This window comes from Parapedobacter sp. ISTM3 (assembly GCF_016533505.1).
GTDB lineage: Bacteria > Bacteroidota > Bacteroidia > Sphingobacteriales > Sphingobacteriaceae > Parapedobacter > Parapedobacter luteus.
The window spans coordinates 232831-251657 of sequence record NZ_JAENGN010000001.1 but is presented as its reverse complement, the minus strand read 5'-3'; the positions used below and the strand labels follow the sequence as shown (position 1 = coordinate 251657).

The window sequence follows — 18827 nt, the reverse complement described above, 5'->3', positions numbered from 1 at the left end:
AAATTGAAAAGAAAAGATTTCCTGAAATTATCGGGTCTGAGCTTTGGAGCTTACCTTTTAGCGGATTTACCTGCTTTTGCAAAGGTCATCGATCCGCAAGCAGCCTTGGATCGCATCGATACGTCGCTCAAAAAGGAGTTGGCCGATGTGGCACTCAACGTAGCCAAAAGCAAGGGCGCCACTTATGCAGATGTACGCATTGGGCGTTACCTCAACCAGACGATTGCGACGCAGGAAAAGCGGGTACGCGGACTGCAAAGTACGGAGTCCTATGGTGTAGGCATTCGAGTCATCGCGGACGGCTGCTGGGGGTTTGCAGCGACAGACAAAGTGGATAAAGACAACATCGCACAAGCGACGGCCCTGGCAATTGCCATCGCCAAAGGCAATGCACGCTTCATGGCTGAACCTGTCCAATTGGCTCCCCAAAAGGGATTAGGGGAGCAGACATGGGCGACACCGATCGAAAAAAATCCTTTTGAGGTACCCGTGGGCGAAAAAGTCGAACTCCTGCTCGCTGCCAATCAATCCGCATTGGACGGTGGAGCCAATTTTGTCACATCCAACCTGTTCATGATCAATGAGCAGAAATATTTCGCCAGTACGGATGGCTCGTATATTGACCAAGACATCCACCGTATATGGCCAACGTTTACCGTCACGGCCATTGACCGCTCGTCCGGCAAGTTTGAAACCCGCGATAGTTTAAGTGCCCCCATGGGGATGGGCTATGAGTACCTTACGCCTGGTACACCCTACAAGATCGATGGCGTACCCGTAACACTTTACAAAGATCGGTACGATATCCTCGCCGACGCCGCCACGGCCGCCCAGCATGCCAAGGAAAAAATCGGGGCGAAGTCCGTAGCCCCCGGCAAGTATGACCTGGTATTAGATCCATTGCATCTCGGGCTTACTATTCATGAGTCGGTAGGCCACTCTACCGAACTTGACCGCGTATTGGGATACGAGGCTAACTATGCCGGCACAAGCTTCCTGACACTTGACAAATGGGAAGCTAAAAATTTTAACTTCGGCAATGAACTCGTAAATGTGGTGGCCGACCGTACACAGCTCGGCTCCCTGGGTGCCGTAGGATATGATGACGAGGGAGTCCCCGCCGGAAAATGGGACGTTATCAAAGACGGCATATTGGTCAACTACCAAACCATCCGCGATCAGGCCCACATCTTAGGCCTTGATGCTTCGCAAGGCTGCTGCTACGCCGATAGCTGGAACAGCATCCAATTCCAGCGCATGCCGAACATTTCATTACTACCCAACAAAAAAAGCCGCAAAGTGGCAGACATCATTAAAAATGTAGAAAAAGGCATTTATATTGTAGGACGCGGCTCCTATTCCATCGACCAGCAACGGTACAACTTCCAATTTGGCGGACAGCTGTTCTATGAAATCAGCAACGGAAAAATCGTGGGCATGCTGAAAGACGTCGCCTATCAAGCCAATACGCAGGAGTTCTGGAATGCCATGGCCGACATTGCCGATGAAGAAGACTATCGCCTGTTTGGGACGTTTTTCGACGGCAAGGGGCAGCCCTCTCAGGTCAGCGCGGTGTCGCATGGGTCGTCAACCGCCCATTTTAAGGGTATCAATGTCATTAATACCGGCCGAGCCATTGGATAAGTCACCCCAAAGAAGTGCGAAGTATCCAAAATGCCGTAAAAACAAATTGTCATATCAAACTATTAACGGATGAAAAGAAAAGATTTCCTCTATTACACCTCAATGGGCATGGGGGCATTGTTTATGCCCAAAATGGGCTTATTTGCCCGCCCCATCGACCCCTTGGAAGCCCTGATGGAGCGAGCAGATGCCCAGACCAAGAAGGCACTGGCAGATGCCGCATTGAATGAGGCCACCGCACAAGGCGCTACCTACGCTGATGTACGCATCGGCCGTTACCTCAACCAATTTGTCTTTACCCGCGAAAAACAGGTACAGGGCGTTGCCAATACGGAGTCGTATGGCGTAGGAATCCGCGTCATCGTAAATGGCTGCTGGGGTTTTGCCGCCACCAACAATATGACGAAGGAAGACATCGCAAAAACCGCCGGCCAAGCCGTTGCTATCGCAAAAGCAAACGCAAAGATACAGGGCAGCCCGGTTGTCTTAGCTCCACAACAAGGTTATGGCGAAGTCAGTTGGCAGACCCCTATTGAAACCAATGCCTTTGAAGTGCCTATCAAAGAGAAGGTAGATTTGCTGCTACAGGTCAATAGCGTAGCCATGGAAAATGGCGCTAATTTTGTCAGCTCCCGCATAGCGGCCATCAATGAGCAGAAATATTTTGCTTCCACGGACGGATCGTATATCGACCAAGACATCCACCGCATCTATCCAAGTTTCAACGTGACCGTCATTGACCGTGCCTCAGGCAAGTTTCAAACGCGAAATGCGCTAAGCTCGCCAATGGGGATGGGCTATGAATACCTAAACGCCCGCCCGGAAGACAAAGTAGCAGGCGTGGTCACACGTTATAAGAAGCGGTACGACATTCTGGAAGACGTAAAGGCTGCCGCCCAGAACGCGACAGAGAAAATCAAAGCCAAATCCGTTGAACCCGGCAAATACGACGTTGTGCTTGACCCCTCGCATCTATGGCTTACTATACATGAGTCGGTGGGGCACTCCACCGAACTTGACCGCGTATTGGGCTATGAGGCCAACTATGCAGGCACGAGTTTCTTGACGATGGATAAGCTGAATTCCAAAAATTTCAACTTTGGCAACGAATTGGTCAATGTTATAGCCGACAAAACCGAAGTTGGTTCCCTTGGTGCGGTGGGTTACGATGACGAAGGCGTGAAATGCAAAAAATGGGATCTGATTAAGGATGGCGTTCTGGTCAACTTCCAGGCCACCCGCGATCAAGTGCATATTCTCGGTGAAAACGAATCACACGGCTGCAGCTATAGCCAGGGCTGGGAGGATGTGCAGTTTCAGCGCATGCCCAATGTATCATTGCAGCCCGGCAAAACGAAGTTATCTGTTGACGATCTGATCAAAGATGTGGAAAAAGGGATTTACATTATTGGCGATGGTAGTTTTTCTATAGACCAACAGCGATATAACTTCCAGTTCGGTGGACAGCTATTTTATGAAATCAGCAATGGTAAAATCGTGGGCATGCTCAATGATGTGGCTTACCAGTCCAATACACAGGAATTTTGGAATTCGTGTGCAGGCATCTGCGACGAATCGGATTACCGACTCGGTGGTGCATTTAATGACGGCAAAGGCCAGCCTTCGCAGAGCAATGCCGTATCCCACGGCAGTGCGACCACACGGTTCAATGGAGTTAATGTAATCAATACAGCAAGAAATATTTAATACAATGGCAATTTTAAGCAAAGAAGAAGCACAGGCTATATTAACCAAGGTACTGAGGTTTTCCACGGCCGACGAATGCGTAGCCTCACTGAGCGGTAACGACGAAGGGAATATCCGCTATGCCAACAACGCAGTTTCAACCGCTGGCGCGGCGAGCACCATGAGCCTCTCGGTAAGTTCGGTATATGGTAAAAAAGTAGGTTCGGCAAGTATCAATGAATTTGATGACGCCTCGCTGAAGAAGGCCGTCGAACGTTCGGAAGAATTGGCCCGGCTATCCCCTGAGAATCCAGAATATATGCCGATGTTGGGTCCCCAGACCTATGATGAATCATTGACCTACGTAGCGAATACTGCAGCCATTGACCCGGCCCGTCGGGCAGACATGGTCGGTCAGAGCATCCAAGTCTCCAAGGATGAACAGTTAGAAGCCGCCGGGTTTCTAAACAACAACACCGGCTTCCGGGCAATGATGAATTCGAAGGGACTTTATGCCTACAACCGGAGTACCAACGTGTCTTTTTCCGTTACCATACGCAACCAGGAAGGCACCGGATCGGGCTATACCAGCAATAGTTTCAACGACGTAGACAAGCTGGACACCCTAAAAATGAGCAAGGTGGCTGCCCAAAAAGCCAAGACATCCGCCGGCGCAAAGGCCATCGAACCCGGTAAGTATACCGTCATACTCGAGCCTTTGGCGGCGAGTGATCTGGTAAGCTGGATATTACGCGGATTCGATGCCCGAAGTGCCGACGAAGGAAGGAGCTTCATGAGCAAGAAAGGGGGCGGGACACGGCTCGGCGAACAGCTTTTCGACGAACGCATCAGCATTTACTCCGATCCGTTAAATCCCGAACTACCTTTGCCAACATGGGACAGCGATGGGCTTCCCCTGAAAAAGACAACCTGGGTGGAAAACGGTATTGTAAAAAATCTGTCGTACTCGCGATATTGGGCTGCCCAAAAAGGGGTAGACCCACTTCCATCGAGTTGGGGGATGATCATCCCGGGAGGCAACTCTTCGCTGGAAGAAATGATCAAAAGCACGGAGCGTGGCATCCTGGTCACCAGATTCTGGTACATCCGATCGGTAGATCCACAGAGCCTGTTACTTACCGGACTCACCCGCGACGGTACGTTCTATATTGAAAATGGAGCCATTCAATTTCCGATAAAAAACTTCCGATTCAATGAGAGCCCAATCATTATGCTTAACAACGTCGAGGACTTAGGCAAGACCGAGCGCTCAGGCAATATCATGGTACCCCCCATGAAAATCAGAGACTTCACGTTTACTTCGTTGTCTGACGCGATCTAAAAAGCGTTAAAAAAAAAGGCCGTCTGGAGCAATTTCCAGACGGCCATTTTCAGTTAAAAGCCTTTGCCTGTGGCTTCTCTGTTAGTCATCTTCAAATTTCCACCGTACAAACGCTTCTATCGCTTCATATTCAGCCATTCCCAGGCCGTCGTATAATTTGGCGGTTTCCCGTGTACGTTCCTCAGCACGCACCCAAAATTCACGCGCGTCGTCGCCGGGAAACACGGGTACATCTTTTTGCGACTGGTGCTTGAAAATCGCATACCGTTTGCGCAACACTTCTTGTGGCGAAAGCGGCACAGCCATTTCAATCTCGTGGATCTCAAATTCGTGCCAAGCTCCGCGGTACAGCCATACCCAGCAGTCTCTTGTCCACGCCTCTGTTTTACGCAGCCGTTTCATTGCCTCATGGATGATATCAAAGCACACTTTATGGGTACCATGCGGATCTGCGAAATCACCAGCGGCAAAAATCTGATGAGGTTTTACACGTTGCAACAGTTCCATTGTCTGTTGGATATCGTCTTCATAAACCAAGTTTTTACTGTATTTTCCGCGATCGTAGAATGGTAAATTCAGAAAATGGATGTTTTCATCGGGGAGGCCTGCAAACCGGGCACCGGCAATAGCCTCTCCCTTGCGAATAAGCCCTTTGACAGTAAGCAATTCCGGCGTATCGATTTGGTTGGGTTTTTTGCCTTGGATGAATTGCCGTGCATCCTTATACAGGCTCTCCAATTTTTGCGTGTCGATACCCTGCGATTTGGCAAAATCCGTTGCAAATTCGATAAACCGCAAGGCGTCATCATCCCAAACCGCCGTGTTTCCGGACGTCTGGTAAGCCACATGCACCTCATGTCCTTGGTCTGCCAGGCGGATGAACGTACCTCCCATGGAGATTACGTCATCATCCGGATGTGGCGAAAAGATAATGGAACGCTTCTTCGCCGGATCACGCCGTTCGGGCCGTTGGCTGTCGTCAGCGTTCGGTTTTCCTCCGGGCCATCCCGTAATGGTATGCTGCAATTGGTTGAAAATATCGATGTTAATATTGTAAACAGGGCCCTTTTCTGTTGCCAATTGAGCCATACCGTTGTTATTGTAGTCGTCTTCGGTAAGCTTCAGCACGGGTTTTTTAAGTGTCTGCGAAAGCCAAACAACTGCTTTTTTAATGGTCTTCCGGTCCCATTCACAGTCCTTAACCAGCCAAGGAGTATCGAAGCGAGTCAGTTGGGAGGCCGCATCCTTGTCGAGTACAAACTCAACGCTATCGGACAATTGCAGATAGGTAGCAGGGACATCGGACGAAATTTCGCCTTCGACAGCCTTCTTTACGATTTCGGCCTTTTTCTCATTCCATGCCATCAGGATAATTTCCCGGGCCTTGAAAATAGTGCCGATACCCATGGTGATGGCTTTGGTGGGTACATTTTCCTTACCGCCGAAATCGCGGGAGGCATCACGACGTGTTAAATCATCGAGCGTAACCAATCGCGTGCCGGAATTGGGAGCAGAACCCGGTTCGTTGAATCCGATATGACCTGTACGGCCGATACCAAGTATCTGCAGATCGAGGCCACCCAATTCCGTAATCTTCTGCTCGTAAGCCAAGCAATAGTCATGGATAGCCTCCATAGGCAATGTGCCATCGGGAATGTGTACATTGGCCCGGTCAATATCAACATGATCAAAGAGGTGCCTGTTCATGAACGTCACATAGCTCTGTTCCGAATCGGGCAACATGGGGTAGTACTCGTCAAGGTTGAAGGTAATGACGTTTTTGAAACTGAGCCCTTCTTCCCGATGCAGGCGTACCAACTCTGCATATACTTTTACAGGGGTTGCACCTGTAGCAAGGCCAAGGATGGCCTGCTCACCTTTTTCTTGTTTGCCGCGGATAAGGTCGGCAATACGCTTGGCCACGGCCAACGAAGCCGTGGTCGGATTGGAGTAAACACTTACGGGTACTTTCTCGAAGCGTGTTTCTTCCAGTAAATTTAATCTCGCCATTTTAGGAATTACGTATAAGGTGAGACGCAAAACTAATGATAAATGACTATACGTCGCGTAGATTTTTTGCAAATAATTGCTTTTTTTAGATGGACAACGTTATGCAATCGTGTGCGTCGGTTGATCTGCCCCCGGAACGCACATTGTCATCAATGCCGCGCCAGGTAATGCTTATAAAATTTCGAATCTTACCAGAACATCCACCGGATTGACCACCGGTAGCCGCTGAAGATAGGAATTGAACGGTATTCCGTTACAGATCCGCTACCTTTACCGTACCCATCGGTTACTATACGGGTAAGAAAAGGGTAAAGAATCGGTATAGAATCGGTATGGAAAGGGTATAGAAGGGGTATAGAAAGGGTATAGAAGGGGTATAGAAAGGGTAAAGAAACGGTATAGAATCGGTATGGAAAGGGTAAAGAAACGGTATGGAATCGGTATGGAAAGGGTAAAGAAACGGTATGGAATCGGTATGGAATCGGTAAAGAAAGGGTATAGCAAGTGTAAACCAGGAGTAAGCGAGGGATAGACGAAAGGTAAGCAAACGGTAGCCGATCGGTAAACCACAATAGCCTTCGGAAGCGGAGGGGATTGCTAAAAAAAGAACTATTGACGGATAACGCATTTTAAACAAACGGTTGCGTTGACTTAACGCTTTGATTACTCGACTAACCGTCCTATACTTGCTTATAAAAATTGTTACTACCCAATTGCTGTTATGAAATACAACCGTAGAAGCTTCCTTAAAAACGCTACCTTGCTTTCTGGAGCCGTAGCAACGCTACCGGCCGTGACGGGCGAAGCAAATGCAAAGAACTTACAGCCATCATCTTATCAACAGATGCGACCCCAGCGCTTTAACATGAGCGGATACGCCGCACCCAAGATCGACAAGGTACGCATCGGCTTTATCGGTTTAGGAATGCGTGGCCCCGGTGCTGTGCAACGCATATCGCACATCGACGGCGTGGAAATCAAAGCGCTCTGTGACAAGGATCCCAATCGGGTTGAAAAAACACAGGCTATACTGGAAAAAGCGGGGCTCCCGAAAGGCAAGGCCTACAGTGGGGAAGAGGGCTGGAAAGACATGGTGGCCAACGAGGAACTCGATCTCGTGTATATCTGTACCCCCTGGCACCTGCATACCCCGATGGCGGTCTACGCCATGCAACACGGTAAACACGTGGCGTGCGAAGTACCCATAGCGGTCACCCTTGACGAGTGCTGGGAGCTCGTGGAAACCTCCGAAAAAACAAGGCGGCATTGCATGATGCTGGAAAACTGCTGCTATGATTTCTTTGAAATGCTCACCCTCAATATGGCTCGAAACGGCTTATTCGGCGAAATTATTCATGCTGAAGGTGCATACATCCATGATTTACTGGAACTGAACTTTGACAAAAACGGCTATGCCGATATGTGGCGGCTACGGATGAATGCCACGCACAACGGAAACCTATATCCCACCCACGGCCTTGGCCCTATTGCCCAATGCCTCGATATCAATAGAGGCGACAAGATGGACTATTTGGTCTCGCTCTCGACCAATGACTTCATAATGGCGCAAACCGCTGCGGAAAAAGCCAAAGAAGACAGATTTTTCCAACCTTTTGTAGGCGCGAACTACCGTGGAAACATGAACACGACCTTAATCAAGACCGCTAAGGGAAAGTCCATTATGGTACAACATGACGTCAGCTCACCGCGTCCCTACTCGCGTATTCACCTCATCAGCGGGACCAAGGGCGTAGCGTCCAAATGGCCGTCACCTGAGCGCATTGCTTTTGGCCATGATTGGCTTAAAGAACACGAATTACAGGACTTGTATAATCGGTACACACCGCCCCTCATCAAACATGTTGGCGAGGTAGCCAAGCAAATAGGCGGACACGGGGGAATGGATTTCGTTATGGACTGGCGGTTGATCGATTGCCTGCGAAACGGCCTGCCGCTGGACCAAGACGTTTACGACGGCGCGCTATGGAGCAGTATCTTTCCGTTGAGCGAACAGTCCGTAACCAACCGATCAGGCTCACTCGATATACCGGATTTCACACGTGGGGCGTGGGAGACCAACCAACCGGTGAACCTCACGTTAGATGGCGGTGCCACTACGGGTGTACGGCAAATCAACTAACGGCGGTACAATCGGACGGTGAAAAATGCCCACCATAGCTTTACAACTGTGAGACACGGGCAAGGCGGTCGGCAGCTTGCGCCATTGTCTCGGATTGTTTAGCAAAACAAATCCGGACAAGTCGTTGATTGGTCTCCTGGCTGTAAAACGACGAAACCGGGATCGTGGCTACCTGATACTGCTTGGTCAGCTCCTGACAGAAGACATGCTCAGGCAAATCACTGATGGACGAATAATCAGCCAGGAGGAAATAGGTGCCTTGGCAAGGCAGCACCCCAAAGCGAGTCGCCTGAAGCGCGTCAAGCATAAGGTCGCGCTTCTGCTGAAAGAACGCGCCAAGACCAAGGTACTCATCCTTGAGATGCAAAAAGCCCGCCAGTGCATGCTGGACAGGTGTATTTACGCTGAACACATTGAACTGGTGCACCTTACGGAATTCACTGGTAAGAGTTTCGGGCGCAAGGCAGTACCCAACTTTCCAGCCTGTGGAATGGTATAGTTTACCGAAAGAGGCTACGATGAAAGCCCGCTTACGAAGTTCAGCATCATGCATAACACTGCGATGCGTAATCCCATCATACACGATATGCTCATACACTTCATCACTCAGCACAAAACAATGCCGATTTTGGACGATACGGGAAAGCTGCTCGAAATCAGCGCCTGTCAACACACGCGCGGTAGGATTATTGGGAGAATTGATAATAATCAGTCGCGTCCTGGGCGTCATTAGTTCCCCGACTGCTTTCCAGTCGATCGCAAAATCAGGGGCAAGTAAGGCAACAGGCCTGGGTATGCCGCCAAACACCCTGATACTGGGTGCGTAAGCATCGTAGGCCGGCTCGAACAGAATCACTTCATCACCGGGATGTATTACGGCCGCCATTGCGGTAAAAAGCGCCTGGGTTGCTCCAGCCGTGATAGTAATTTCGGTCTCAGGATGGTAAGCCACGCCGATTGTCGCTTCCACCTTGGCACTTATTTGCTCGCGGAGCGCCATTACCCCTGCCATGGGAGCATATTGATTTTGCCCGCTCCGCATCGCCCGTTCCACCAATGAAATGAGCTTTGGCGAGCAGTCGAAATCCGGAAAGCCCTGTGAAAGATTGATCGCCTTATGCTCTGCGGCCAGTTGCGACATTCGGGTAAAAATCGAAGTACTGGTATCGGGCAATTTAGATCGAAGGAAGTTCATTAATCAATGATAAACAACATGGTGCAAGGTTAAACATTTTCACTGAACCTTCCGTCATATGACCCGATGTTCTCGTAGCATTTCCTGATAAAAGCGAATGCTATCTTCCAATTGCGCGATGTACGCCTCTTTATCATGGATAATTTTGTGGTATAATGCTTTTTCCTCACTGATAAATTTGGCGACGTCCATATCGGCCGTTTCTTCATCGGTTAACAGTTTAGGCAGGCCAACATCCAGCACCTGGGCTATCTGGCCAAGCCGATCAATATCTATACGGGTAACGCCACCTTCTATATTCTGATAAGTCTTCAATGCGATATGCAATGCTTCCGCCATATCCGTTTGTGAGAACCCGCGTGCCTTCCGGAGTCTTCTAATATTAGCTAAAATACCCGTTTGTACCATAACTGCTTTTTTTGGGCATAGAATCTGCGCATTTGCCGCAGGATTTATGCGTTTTTTCCCTTACATGAACCTGTTATCTTTGTTGCAATGCAAAAGTATATTTTTTTATTAAAAAAGACTACCAAATAAGTAGATATTTTTTGCCGGACGGCAACGGGAAAATAAAGAAGTTTGTTTGTTGTTTAGTTGAAGGCGGTGGATGGAAACATCCGCCGTTCTTAAAAAAATGCCTTATAAATCGAAACGACTACTATTTCCACAAAATATGACCCAAGAAAAACAACAATTAATCAGCAAAAAAAGCATAATACAATAATAATAAAATAAAAATGTAATTTTTTTACTTAAAAATCATTTTTTTATTATAAAATTGCACATACAAACACATTTTATAACGTAAATCACACATTATCGCTACATTTTTTACAAACACACATGCCACATCGAACAAAAAACAACCCGACAAACTTTCCGTAAAGTCATTTTGCATCTAAATCGAAACACCGCAACGAACAGCAGCATGTTTTTCGAAGCAAACCGAACGTTTCAACTCATATAAGGGCTTAATAACTTTATTCGAATTGTAAGCTGTTATTTAAACTTGGGAGATAACTTTTCTCTAAATACCATCAATTTTTCACTTAACATTCAATCACATGAAAGAAAAACTACTATGTTTTTTTATGCTGGGCATTGCGCTGATAGGATCAGTCCATGCGCAAGACAGGAGAATTAGCGGTAGCGTCACCGCTTCTGACGACGGCGCTCCGATAGCCGGGGTGTCGGTGCTCGCTGTTGGAACAAGCGTCGCCACTCAAACTGATGCCTCGGGGACGTACACCATCAATGTCCCATCAACTGTTAAAACCCTGGAATTCCGATTTCTCGGATACATTTCCCGGACCGTGGAGGTGGGGTCAAGCAATGTACTTAATGTGGTAATGACTGTTGATGCGACCGCATTAAGCGAGGTCGTGGTGACTGGTTATGGCACACAAGAAAGACGGGATCTGACCGGCTCAATAGGCACGGTAAAGGGTGAAGCCTTTCAGAATGTCGCGCTACCCAGTTTTGACAAATTCCTTCAAGGACAGGTGTCTGGCGTACAAGCCTCCACACCGAGTGGCATCCTTGGCCAGGCAGCCCGCGTGCGTATACGGGGCACAAACTCCATCTCGAACAGCGCCGAGCCTTTATATGTAGTCGATGGCTTGCCTTACGTATCCGGCAACTGGGGTTCGGGGAACGCTGCTTATAATCCGCTCGGAGATATCAACCCCAATGACATTGAGAGCGTAGAAGTACTCAAAGACGGCTCGGCTACCGCCATCTACGGATCCAGAGCTGCTAATGGGGTCATATTGATAACCACCAAAAAGGGCAAATCAGGCGCAGCCCAACTAACGTACGATGGCTGGATTGCCTCTACGCAACCGGCTAAGCGGTTCGACTTACTCAATGCTGACGAGTTTATCGCTGTAAACAACCAAAAAGCCGCAAACACCGGGGTAACCTCATCCATGGCCAACCCTACACTTAACCCTGAAACCAATGAGCCATACAACACCGACTGGCAAGACATCGTCTTTAGGACCGGCTTTCAGCAAAACCATGCGTTGTCATTCAGCGGAGCTACGCCAGCGACAAGCTACTACTTCTCATTAGGTTATTCTGATTTGCAAGGGATCACAGTCAATAACGACCAAACCCGTTATCAGCTAAGGACAAACCTGGAGCATAAAACGCTAAATAACTACCTCACTTTGGGTGTTACCGGATCATTATCCCACACCACAAACACCGGATTAAACACCGGAGCAGGTGCCTTATCCGGCAACGTAAACAGCGCAGTATTACTTCCACCGAATGTTCCGGCCGTGTGGCCCGACGGCACATACAACCTTAATCCATCGGGGACCGCATTAGGCAGTGGCGCAAACCTATTCAACACTGTAGACAATCGGACCAACCTCCAATATGTTTTAGACCACAACTGGTTTGATACGAAAAGCCTGAACTTTACCGGATCTACGTTTGCAGATGTCAAAATTACCGACGGGCTGAACCTCAGAACGCAGATTAGCCTCATCAACCTAAACACCGAGCGTTTCCAATACCAAAATCCTGACCACGGCGACGGTAGAGGCAGCAATGGTGTAGTCTACAACTACTACTCCCGCTTTTTCCGCTACAACTGGCTAAATACGCTCACTTACAATAAGCAGGTCGGTATCCACAAAATCGGATTCGTCGGCGGCTATGAAGCACAGAAAAGCTTTGACAACAACTTCTTTGGCCAAGGCATTGACCTCGCGCATACCTTTTTCGGCGAAAAGAACATTATCTCCGGCACGTTCGGAACACAAAATTCTGGCGGCGGCTACGAGGAAAGATCGCTCACGTCACTCTTTGGGCGGCTGAATTATTCGGTATTGGACCGGTACCTACTTACAGCAACTCTGAGACATGACAAAATTTCGTCCCTACCATGGGGCAACCAAGGAGCCACGCTACCCGGTATATCGTTGGGTTGGCGGCTTTCAGAGGAAGGATTCTTTAAAAATGCTGATGGATTAAGCTTCATCGATGACTTAAAAATACGGGGAGGTTATGCCGAAGTCGGCAACGTTGAAATCGGCGCGTTTCCTTATGCAGGCGTCTATGCCCCTCGTTTATACGGCGACATCAGCGGATTTTTCTTTTCGCAGGTCGGCAACCCCGATCTAACATTCGAAACAAGTAAAAAAACCAACGTAGGCTTGGATCTGTCCCTGTTCGCCAGCCGGGTAACACTGACAGCCGATTGGTTCCAAAATGATGTTGACAACTTGATTTTGGCCGTCCCCGTCCCGCCTTCGCAAGGCATACCCGGCAATGAGATAAACACAAATGTCGGCAGGCTAAATAACAAAGGATGGGAATTCACACTAAACACGACGAATATCCACAAGACTAATTTCTCGTGGACTTCTAACCTGAATTTAACCTTCGTCAAAAACGAAATTACGCAGCTGGCCGGCGCACCCCTGGTAAATACATACCACAGAACTGAAGTCGGACGCTCTATCGCTGAATTTTTCGGCTACGAATATTATGGGGTGAATCCGGCAAACGGCTACCCTGTTTTCGTCCAATATTTAGATGGAGTTCGGACGTTGGCCCAAATCCACCCTCAAGATGGATCATGGTCGATATTCCATCCAAACGACCCATCGAACACCTCTCAAACAACGCGCGCCTTAAATGCAGTTGAAGACAAAATCTTTTTAGGCCAGTCAAACCCAACTTGGTATGGTGGATTCAACAATACCCTCAACTACAAAAACTTTGACTTTAGCTTATTCCTGACATTTGCTGGTGGGCACAAGGTCTACAACCTCACCCGTCAATCGACCCTCACCACCCAATCTTACGCAAACAACAGCCGGGAAATGCTCAATGCATGGACACCTGAAAATCCAAACACAGATGTTCCGATCCTGTGGGCCGGACAGACCAACCGCCTTAATCAAGCCGGCCATTTGAACAGCCGCTTCCTTGAAGATGGAAAGTATTTGCGTTTCCAGAACATCTCCTTGGGGTACCGATTGCCCCAAGCGCTGCTAAGTCGGATCAACGTAAACAACGCCCGGATCTATGCCTCGGTACAGAACGCCTTTGTCATCACGGGATATTCAGGTATCGACCCGGAAATTGCAAACAGCGTCACAACAAACAGAGCGCCCAGCCTGGACGACAACGTAAACCCAGTCCCCAGAACATTCACGTTTGGCATCAACTTGAGTTTATAATCAAAAATCTGACACGAAATGAAAAGGATAAACAAGACATTAATACTATTGAGCGGATTGGTCTTTGCCACATCTTCCTGCAAGGATAGTTTTACGGAATTAGGCCCCTATAATCGACTATCCGAAGCAGCAATATTTGACACACCTGAAAACGTCGAATTGGCAGCAAACGGAGTATACAGCCAAGCAGCCATTGGCACCTATAACGGTGGCGCCGGACGGGGATATCCATTTGGAGCGGCATCTATCCAGCAGGCTGAGGTTCGAGGTGAAGATGTGGTGAATCTGGAGCAGTTTTACCAAATCACCTATGAGGCTACCTACTCAACGACCTCGGCAAACAACACCAACCATTGGGATCAGCTCTACAACCTTATTAACCAGGCGAACCTATTCATAGAAGGTGTGCGCGGAGCGGAATCCGCAGGAATCATCACCCCGGAAGCGGCTAATATTTATGAAGGCGAGGCTCGGTTCTTAAGAGCTTTATCACATCACGAACTGCTGTTGCACTTCAGCCTGCCTTATGCCGAGGGGGCGAATGCCGGTGCCTATGGTGTGCCCTACCGTGATTTTGGCATTAATTCCACGGAGACAGTTGAACGGGCGAGCACGGTAGACCGCGGCACGGTTGCCGGCACCTATGAAAAGATCCTTGCCGACCTTGATTATGCAGAAAGTGTGCTACCCGCAAACAGCCCCATCAACAGAGCAGGAAAGGGTGCCGCAATCGGCTTAAAAACAAGAATCAAACTGCATCTTGGCGATTGGGCAGGTGTAATTGCCGAAGGAACTAAATTGGGCACCGATGCCACCGGCGGTACGTTTACCAGCCCGATAGGTAGCTACTCGCTGACAGTAAGTCCTGACGGACCTTTCACTAATTACTCAAACAACACCGAATCCATATTCTCAATTGCTAACGGACAAAATTCAAACCCAGGCACCAATGGCTCACTCGCCCGCATGCTGGGTCCCGCAGGACCTGGTGGCCGCGGATTGGTATCAACCAGTCCTAACCTATATAATGCATCGTTTTGGGTAGCAGGTGATTTACGCCGTGAGCTGCTCCAGGTACAAGACGAGACAGGGACGTACCGTCATTTCTTTACCAAGAAATACACAGACTACACCACCCAATCCGATTGGGCTCCAATCCTTCGATATGCAGAGGTATTACTGAATGTCTCGGAAGCGTATGCCAGAACGGGCAATACGGGGCAGGCACTGTTGCTGCTCAATGCTGTCCGTGATCGCTCCGTGCCAGCCGATGCGCGTTTTACATCAGCTCCTACTGACTTAATCCAGGCGATTCTAAACGAAAGACGTATCGAATTTGCCGCAGAAGGACGCCGCTGGCCAGACATCCACCGATTGGTGCTGGACCCTGATTACAGCACCGGAGGTATTCCAGCGAAGATTAAATCGGGCGCTTGGGGCGGTGTATTTCAAAACGACGGATCGGATTACGGGGTCGGAAAACCCGCTATCGCCGCAGAGATTCCAGCCATTCCATATAGCGACTACCGCTTCCTATGGCCGATCAATAACACGGAAGTCACAACAAATCCAATTCTGGCTAATCAGCAAAACCCTAATTATTAACACCCGTTAAATAACTTCTTATGCGGGGATCATTTCGAAACCCGTTAGACCGGAGAGGCTTTAGTTATAAGGCCTCTTTTTTTGTTTTTAATAATCGCTTTACTTCTGCTGCAAGCATTGTCGCCGCAAATAAATATTTCACATAAAATCTATAAACTTAATAGTTTTTATTTTTACTTTTGCTCCGCCGAGTTCTTTTTGTTTGTGCTTATCAAGAAAGACCGAGGGAAAGGCCCTGTGACGTCTTAGCAACCTGAAGCTACATTAAGGTGCTAAATCCTGCCTTGGGCGCTGCCAAAGGTGTAGATAAGTGAAATGCTTGCTATGTACGCGATGCCAAGCATCCAATTATCTCAGCTACTTGAAGACACTTACTTGATTATCAAAACGAGGATGAGCCACGACGGGACCGGCAATGATGAAAACGTAGTTATCACAAAACTAACATAGCGACAGACATGATTAAAAAACAAACATTTATCGTACTCATACTACTTCCCTTCGCCCTATTTGGTCAAAACACGACGGATATCCCGTTAAGTTATTTAGACCGTTCGTTCCAAACTTACGACCAAATCCAAAAAGCTATCTGGTCAACCCCTGAATTGGGCTTTCTGGAAAAGGAAAGTTCAGGAATCCTCCAAAATCATCTTGAAGAACAGGGTTTTGCCGTAGAGGCCGGATTAGCGGGAATGCCCACGTCATTCATCGCCACTTATGGCAGTGGCAGTCCTGTCATCGGCATCTTAGCCGAGTTTGATGCATTGCCGGGGATATCCCAGGATACCGTACCTTACCGCAAGCCGATAACTGAAGGCGGAAACGGCCATGCCTGTGGACACAACGTATTTGGCACCGCCTCGGTAGCGGGGGCCGTCGCCATCAAGGAATGGCTGGCAAGCACCGGCCACCAGGGTACCATAAAAGTATTTGGCACCCCAGCAGAAGAAGGCGGCGGCGGGAAAGTTTATCTGGTGCGGGATGGTTTCTTCAAGGGAATCGATGTCGTATTGGATTGGCACCCTGCCACGAGAAATGCCGTGAACGTAGCTACGGGTACGGCTATCCAAATGGTTGATTATACCTTCCACGGCAAGGCGGCACACGCGGCAGCCAGTCCCGATAAAGGGCGCTCCGCGTTAGATGGCGTGGAAGCCCTTAACTACATGGTCAACCTGCTCCGCGAGCATATTCCGTCAGAGTCACGTATCCATTATGTCATTACTAACGGAGGCGAGGCACCCAACGTAGTACCCGAAGTCGCTAAGGTATCCTATTACATCCGCCATCCTAAGCGGGAGGTACTGCAAGACCTCGTCAGTTGGGTAAACGAAGCTGCCGAAGGGGCTGCCAAAGGCACCCAAACCACGGTAAGCAGCGAAATTATTGCAGGATTCTACGAGAAACTGCCTAATCGACGACTAGCGGCAATCGTGCAAAAAAATCTTGAAACAGTGGGCGGCATTCACTATGACAGCCGGGAGCGGGCTTTCGCCGAAGCTATCGTGAAAGATTTGGGCCTTAACAGCGCTGCGTTGGATGACGTTGCGAAAGTCCAGCCGCTGGAGGAAGAAAAACCGTCACAGGGAGGTGGTTCGTCAGACGTCGGTGACGTAAGCTGGAACGTACCAACCGTATCATTTGGAACCGCTACCTTCGTACCTGGAAGTGCTGGCCACAGCTGGCAGAATGTGGCGTCCGGCGGAACCACCATCGGCACCAAGTCGCTCATCAATACCGCAAAGGTCTTTGCCCTCACAGCTATAGACCTTTATACCAAGCCAACGTTGATCAATGAAGTAAAAGAAGAGTTCGAATCCCGCAGGGGTGCCAACTTCCGCTATGAGTCATTACTTGGCGACCGCGCCCCAGCACTGGATTATCGTTTAAAAAACAACTAACGAAATATGAAAACAAGAATAACATTAAGCATACTCTCAACACTTTTGCTCAGTGCTGTATATGCCCAGCAAGCCAAACCGCTACAGCTTAAGGGTACCGTAAAGGACATGCAAACCGGCACGATATACCTACAGCGGTTTGATAATAAGATTTTCCACACCATTGATTCAGCGGCACTTCAAAACGGTGCATTCAGCTTCGCCACAAGCGTGCAGTTGCCTGAACTGTACGGACTCACGCTTGAAAAAGACAAGACGCCGTTTTATATTTTCCTGGAAGAGGGGCCGATAACGGTAGCGTTCGACGGCGGTGAATCCTATCGCAATACCGTGGTGTCCGGCTCTAAATCGCATGACCGTTTTGTGGATTACAGCAGCCGCCAGCGGAATATACAAATTGCCGATTTCATCAAGGAAGACCCTGCCTCGATCACCTCCGCGTATGTTCTATACCGTTACTTTGCCTACAGGCTGAGCCCTTCAGAAATCAGGGATTATGTAAGCCAACTCGCTCCGTCACTACAGCATACCCAGTACGCAACCGTATTACTCGGGCTCGCCAATACGCTGGAAACCGTATTACCAGGTAATAAAGCCCCTGACTTTACTTCAAACGCACCGGACGGACGCACCATTCGCTTTTTTGACCACCTCGGTAAAGGGTACGTACTGCTGGATTTCTGGGCTGCATGGTGCGGCCCCTGCCGCAGGGAGAACCCCAATGTCGTGGCCGCCTACCAACGGTACAAGGATAAGGGCTTCACTGTCTTCGGCGTCTCACTCGACAAGACAAAAGAGGCCTGGCTAAAAGCAATCGAAGCCGATAAGCTTACCTGGCCGCATGTTTCCGACCTGACATTTTGGGAAAGTGAAGCTGCGGCTATTTATGGAGTACGGGCCATCCCGGCGAATTTTCTGATTGGACCAGATGGGACTATCGTCGCGCGGAATCTCCGGGGGGAAGAACTGCAGAAAAAATTACAGGAATTGCTAGGCGAATAAGCTAAAAAACGCAAAAAGGCAGCCGCAAGGAGGGACGATTATCCCTCCCTTGCGTGAGCTTTGCCCAATAAATGCGCTGACCATATTTTAATAAAAATTACAA

The 18827-nt window shown here is 48.9% G+C and carries 11 protein-coding genes and 1 riboswitch; of the genes, 8 read left to right on the top strand and 3 right to left on the bottom strand.

What is annotated here, in order from left to right; translation table 11 throughout:
• Positions 1–3 precede the first annotated feature (3 nt).
• From JHJ32_RS01045 to JHJ32_RS01035, 3 genes are all read left to right on the top strand, one after another.
• Positions 4–1644: a TldD/PmbA family protein gene (locus JHJ32_RS01045; RefSeq protein WP_200119279.1), complete on the top strand. Its 1641-nt coding sequence runs from the start codon at positions 4–6 to the stop codon at positions 1642–1644.
• A gap of 69 nt (positions 1645–1713) precedes the next feature.
• Positions 1714–3351: a TldD/PmbA family protein gene (locus tag JHJ32_RS01040; protein WP_079714764.1), complete on the top strand. Its 1638-nt coding sequence runs from the start codon at positions 1714–1716 to the stop codon at positions 3349–3351.
• Between the two features lie 4 nt (positions 3352–3355).
• Positions 3356–4672 carry a TldD/PmbA family protein gene (locus JHJ32_RS01035; RefSeq protein ID WP_200119277.1) on the top strand — a complete coding sequence of 439 codons (1317 nt, stop codon included), beginning with the start codon at positions 3356–3358 and terminating at the stop codon, positions 4670–4672.
• Between the two features lie 81 nt (positions 4673–4753).
• On the opposite strand, the gene nagB is transcribed toward JHJ32_RS01035, so the two are convergent.
• The gene (nagB, locus tag JHJ32_RS01030) at positions 4754–6682 is read right to left on the bottom strand and encodes a glucosamine-6-phosphate deaminase (protein WP_079714762.1); all 1929 of its coding nucleotides are present in this window, start codon (positions 6680–6682) and stop codon (positions 4754–4756) included.
• Positions 6683–7403: 721 nt separating this feature from the next.
• Between nagB and JHJ32_RS01025 the strand changes: the two genes are divergently transcribed.
• Positions 7404–8822: a Gfo/Idh/MocA family protein gene (locus tag JHJ32_RS01025; RefSeq protein ID WP_200119275.1), complete on the top strand. Its 1419-nt coding sequence runs from the start codon at positions 7404–7406 to the stop codon at positions 8820–8822.
• A gap of 40 nt (positions 8823–8862) precedes the next feature.
• Here JHJ32_RS01025 and JHJ32_RS01020 read toward each other — a convergent pair whose 3' ends face one another.
• Together JHJ32_RS01020 and JHJ32_RS01015 are read right to left on the bottom strand one after the other, a co-directional pair.
• The gene (locus tag JHJ32_RS01020) at positions 8863–10017 is read right to left on the bottom strand and encodes a methionine aminotransferase (RefSeq protein ID WP_200119273.1); all 1155 of its coding nucleotides are present in this window, start codon (positions 10015–10017) and stop codon (positions 8863–8865) included.
• A 54-nt stretch (positions 10018–10071) separates the two neighbouring features.
• Positions 10072–10425 (bottom strand): helix-turn-helix domain-containing protein, encoded by a 354-nt coding sequence (locus JHJ32_RS01015; RefSeq protein WP_079714759.1) that lies wholly within the window; start codon positions 10423–10425, stop codon positions 10072–10074.
• 656 nt (positions 10426–11081) lie between these two features.
• On the opposite strand from JHJ32_RS01015, the gene JHJ32_RS01010 reads away from it, so the two are divergent.
• From JHJ32_RS01010 to JHJ32_RS00995, 4 genes are all read left to right on the top strand, one after another.
• Complete coding sequence (locus tag JHJ32_RS01010) at positions 11082–14216, top strand: TonB-dependent receptor (RefSeq protein WP_200119272.1); 3135 nt, start codon at positions 11082–11084, stop codon at positions 14214–14216.
• A gap of 18 nt (positions 14217–14234) precedes the next feature.
• Entirely contained in the window at positions 14235–15821 is a 1587-nt protein-coding gene (locus tag JHJ32_RS01005) for a RagB/SusD family nutrient uptake outer membrane protein (RefSeq protein ID WP_200119271.1), read from the top strand.
• A 205-nt stretch (positions 15822–16026) separates the two neighbouring features.
• A riboswitch (SAM riboswitch) is annotated at positions 16027–16134 on the top strand.
• Between the two features lie 145 nt (positions 16135–16279).
• Positions 16280–17722, top strand: coding sequence for an amidohydrolase (locus JHJ32_RS01000; RefSeq protein ID WP_079717281.1), 1443 nt, complete (start codon positions 16280–16282; stop codon positions 17720–17722).
• Between the two features lie 6 nt (positions 17723–17728).
• Positions 17729–18724, top strand: coding sequence for a TlpA disulfide reductase family protein (locus tag JHJ32_RS00995; RefSeq protein ID WP_200119265.1), 996 nt, complete (start codon positions 17729–17731; stop codon positions 18722–18724).
• Positions 18725–18827 lie beyond the last annotated feature (103 nt).

Coding starts and splice junctions, on each gene's coding strand:
- JHJ32_RS01040 (WP_079714764.1), top strand. CDS start 1,714: ATGAAAAGAAAAGATTTCCTCTATTACACCTCAATGGGCATGGGGGCA.
- JHJ32_RS01035 (WP_200119277.1), top strand. CDS start 3,356: ATGGCAATTTTAAGCAAAGAAGAAGCACAGGCTATATTAACCAAGGTA.
- nagB (WP_079714762.1), bottom strand. CDS start 6,682: ATGGCGAGATTAAATTTACTGGAAGAAACACGCTTCGAGAAAGTACCC.
- JHJ32_RS01025 (WP_200119275.1), top strand. CDS start 7,404: ATGAAATACAACCGTAGAAGCTTCCTTAAAAACGCTACCTTGCTTTCT.
- JHJ32_RS01020 (WP_200119273.1), bottom strand. CDS start 10,017: ATGAACTTCCTTCGATCTAAATTGCCCGATACCAGTACTTCGATTTTT.
- JHJ32_RS01015 (WP_079714759.1), bottom strand. CDS start 10,425: ATGGTACAAACGGGTATTTTAGCTAATATTAGAAGACTCCGGAAGGCA.
- JHJ32_RS01010 (WP_200119272.1), top strand. CDS start 11,082: ATGAAAGAAAAACTACTATGTTTTTTTATGCTGGGCATTGCGCTGATA.
- JHJ32_RS01005 (WP_200119271.1), top strand. CDS start 14,235: ATGAAAAGGATAAACAAGACATTAATACTATTGAGCGGATTGGTCTTT.
- JHJ32_RS01000 (WP_079717281.1), top strand. CDS start 16,280: ATGATTAAAAAACAAACATTTATCGTACTCATACTACTTCCCTTCGCC.
- JHJ32_RS00995 (WP_200119265.1), top strand. CDS start 17,729: ATGAAAACAAGAATAACATTAAGCATACTCTCAACACTTTTGCTCAGT.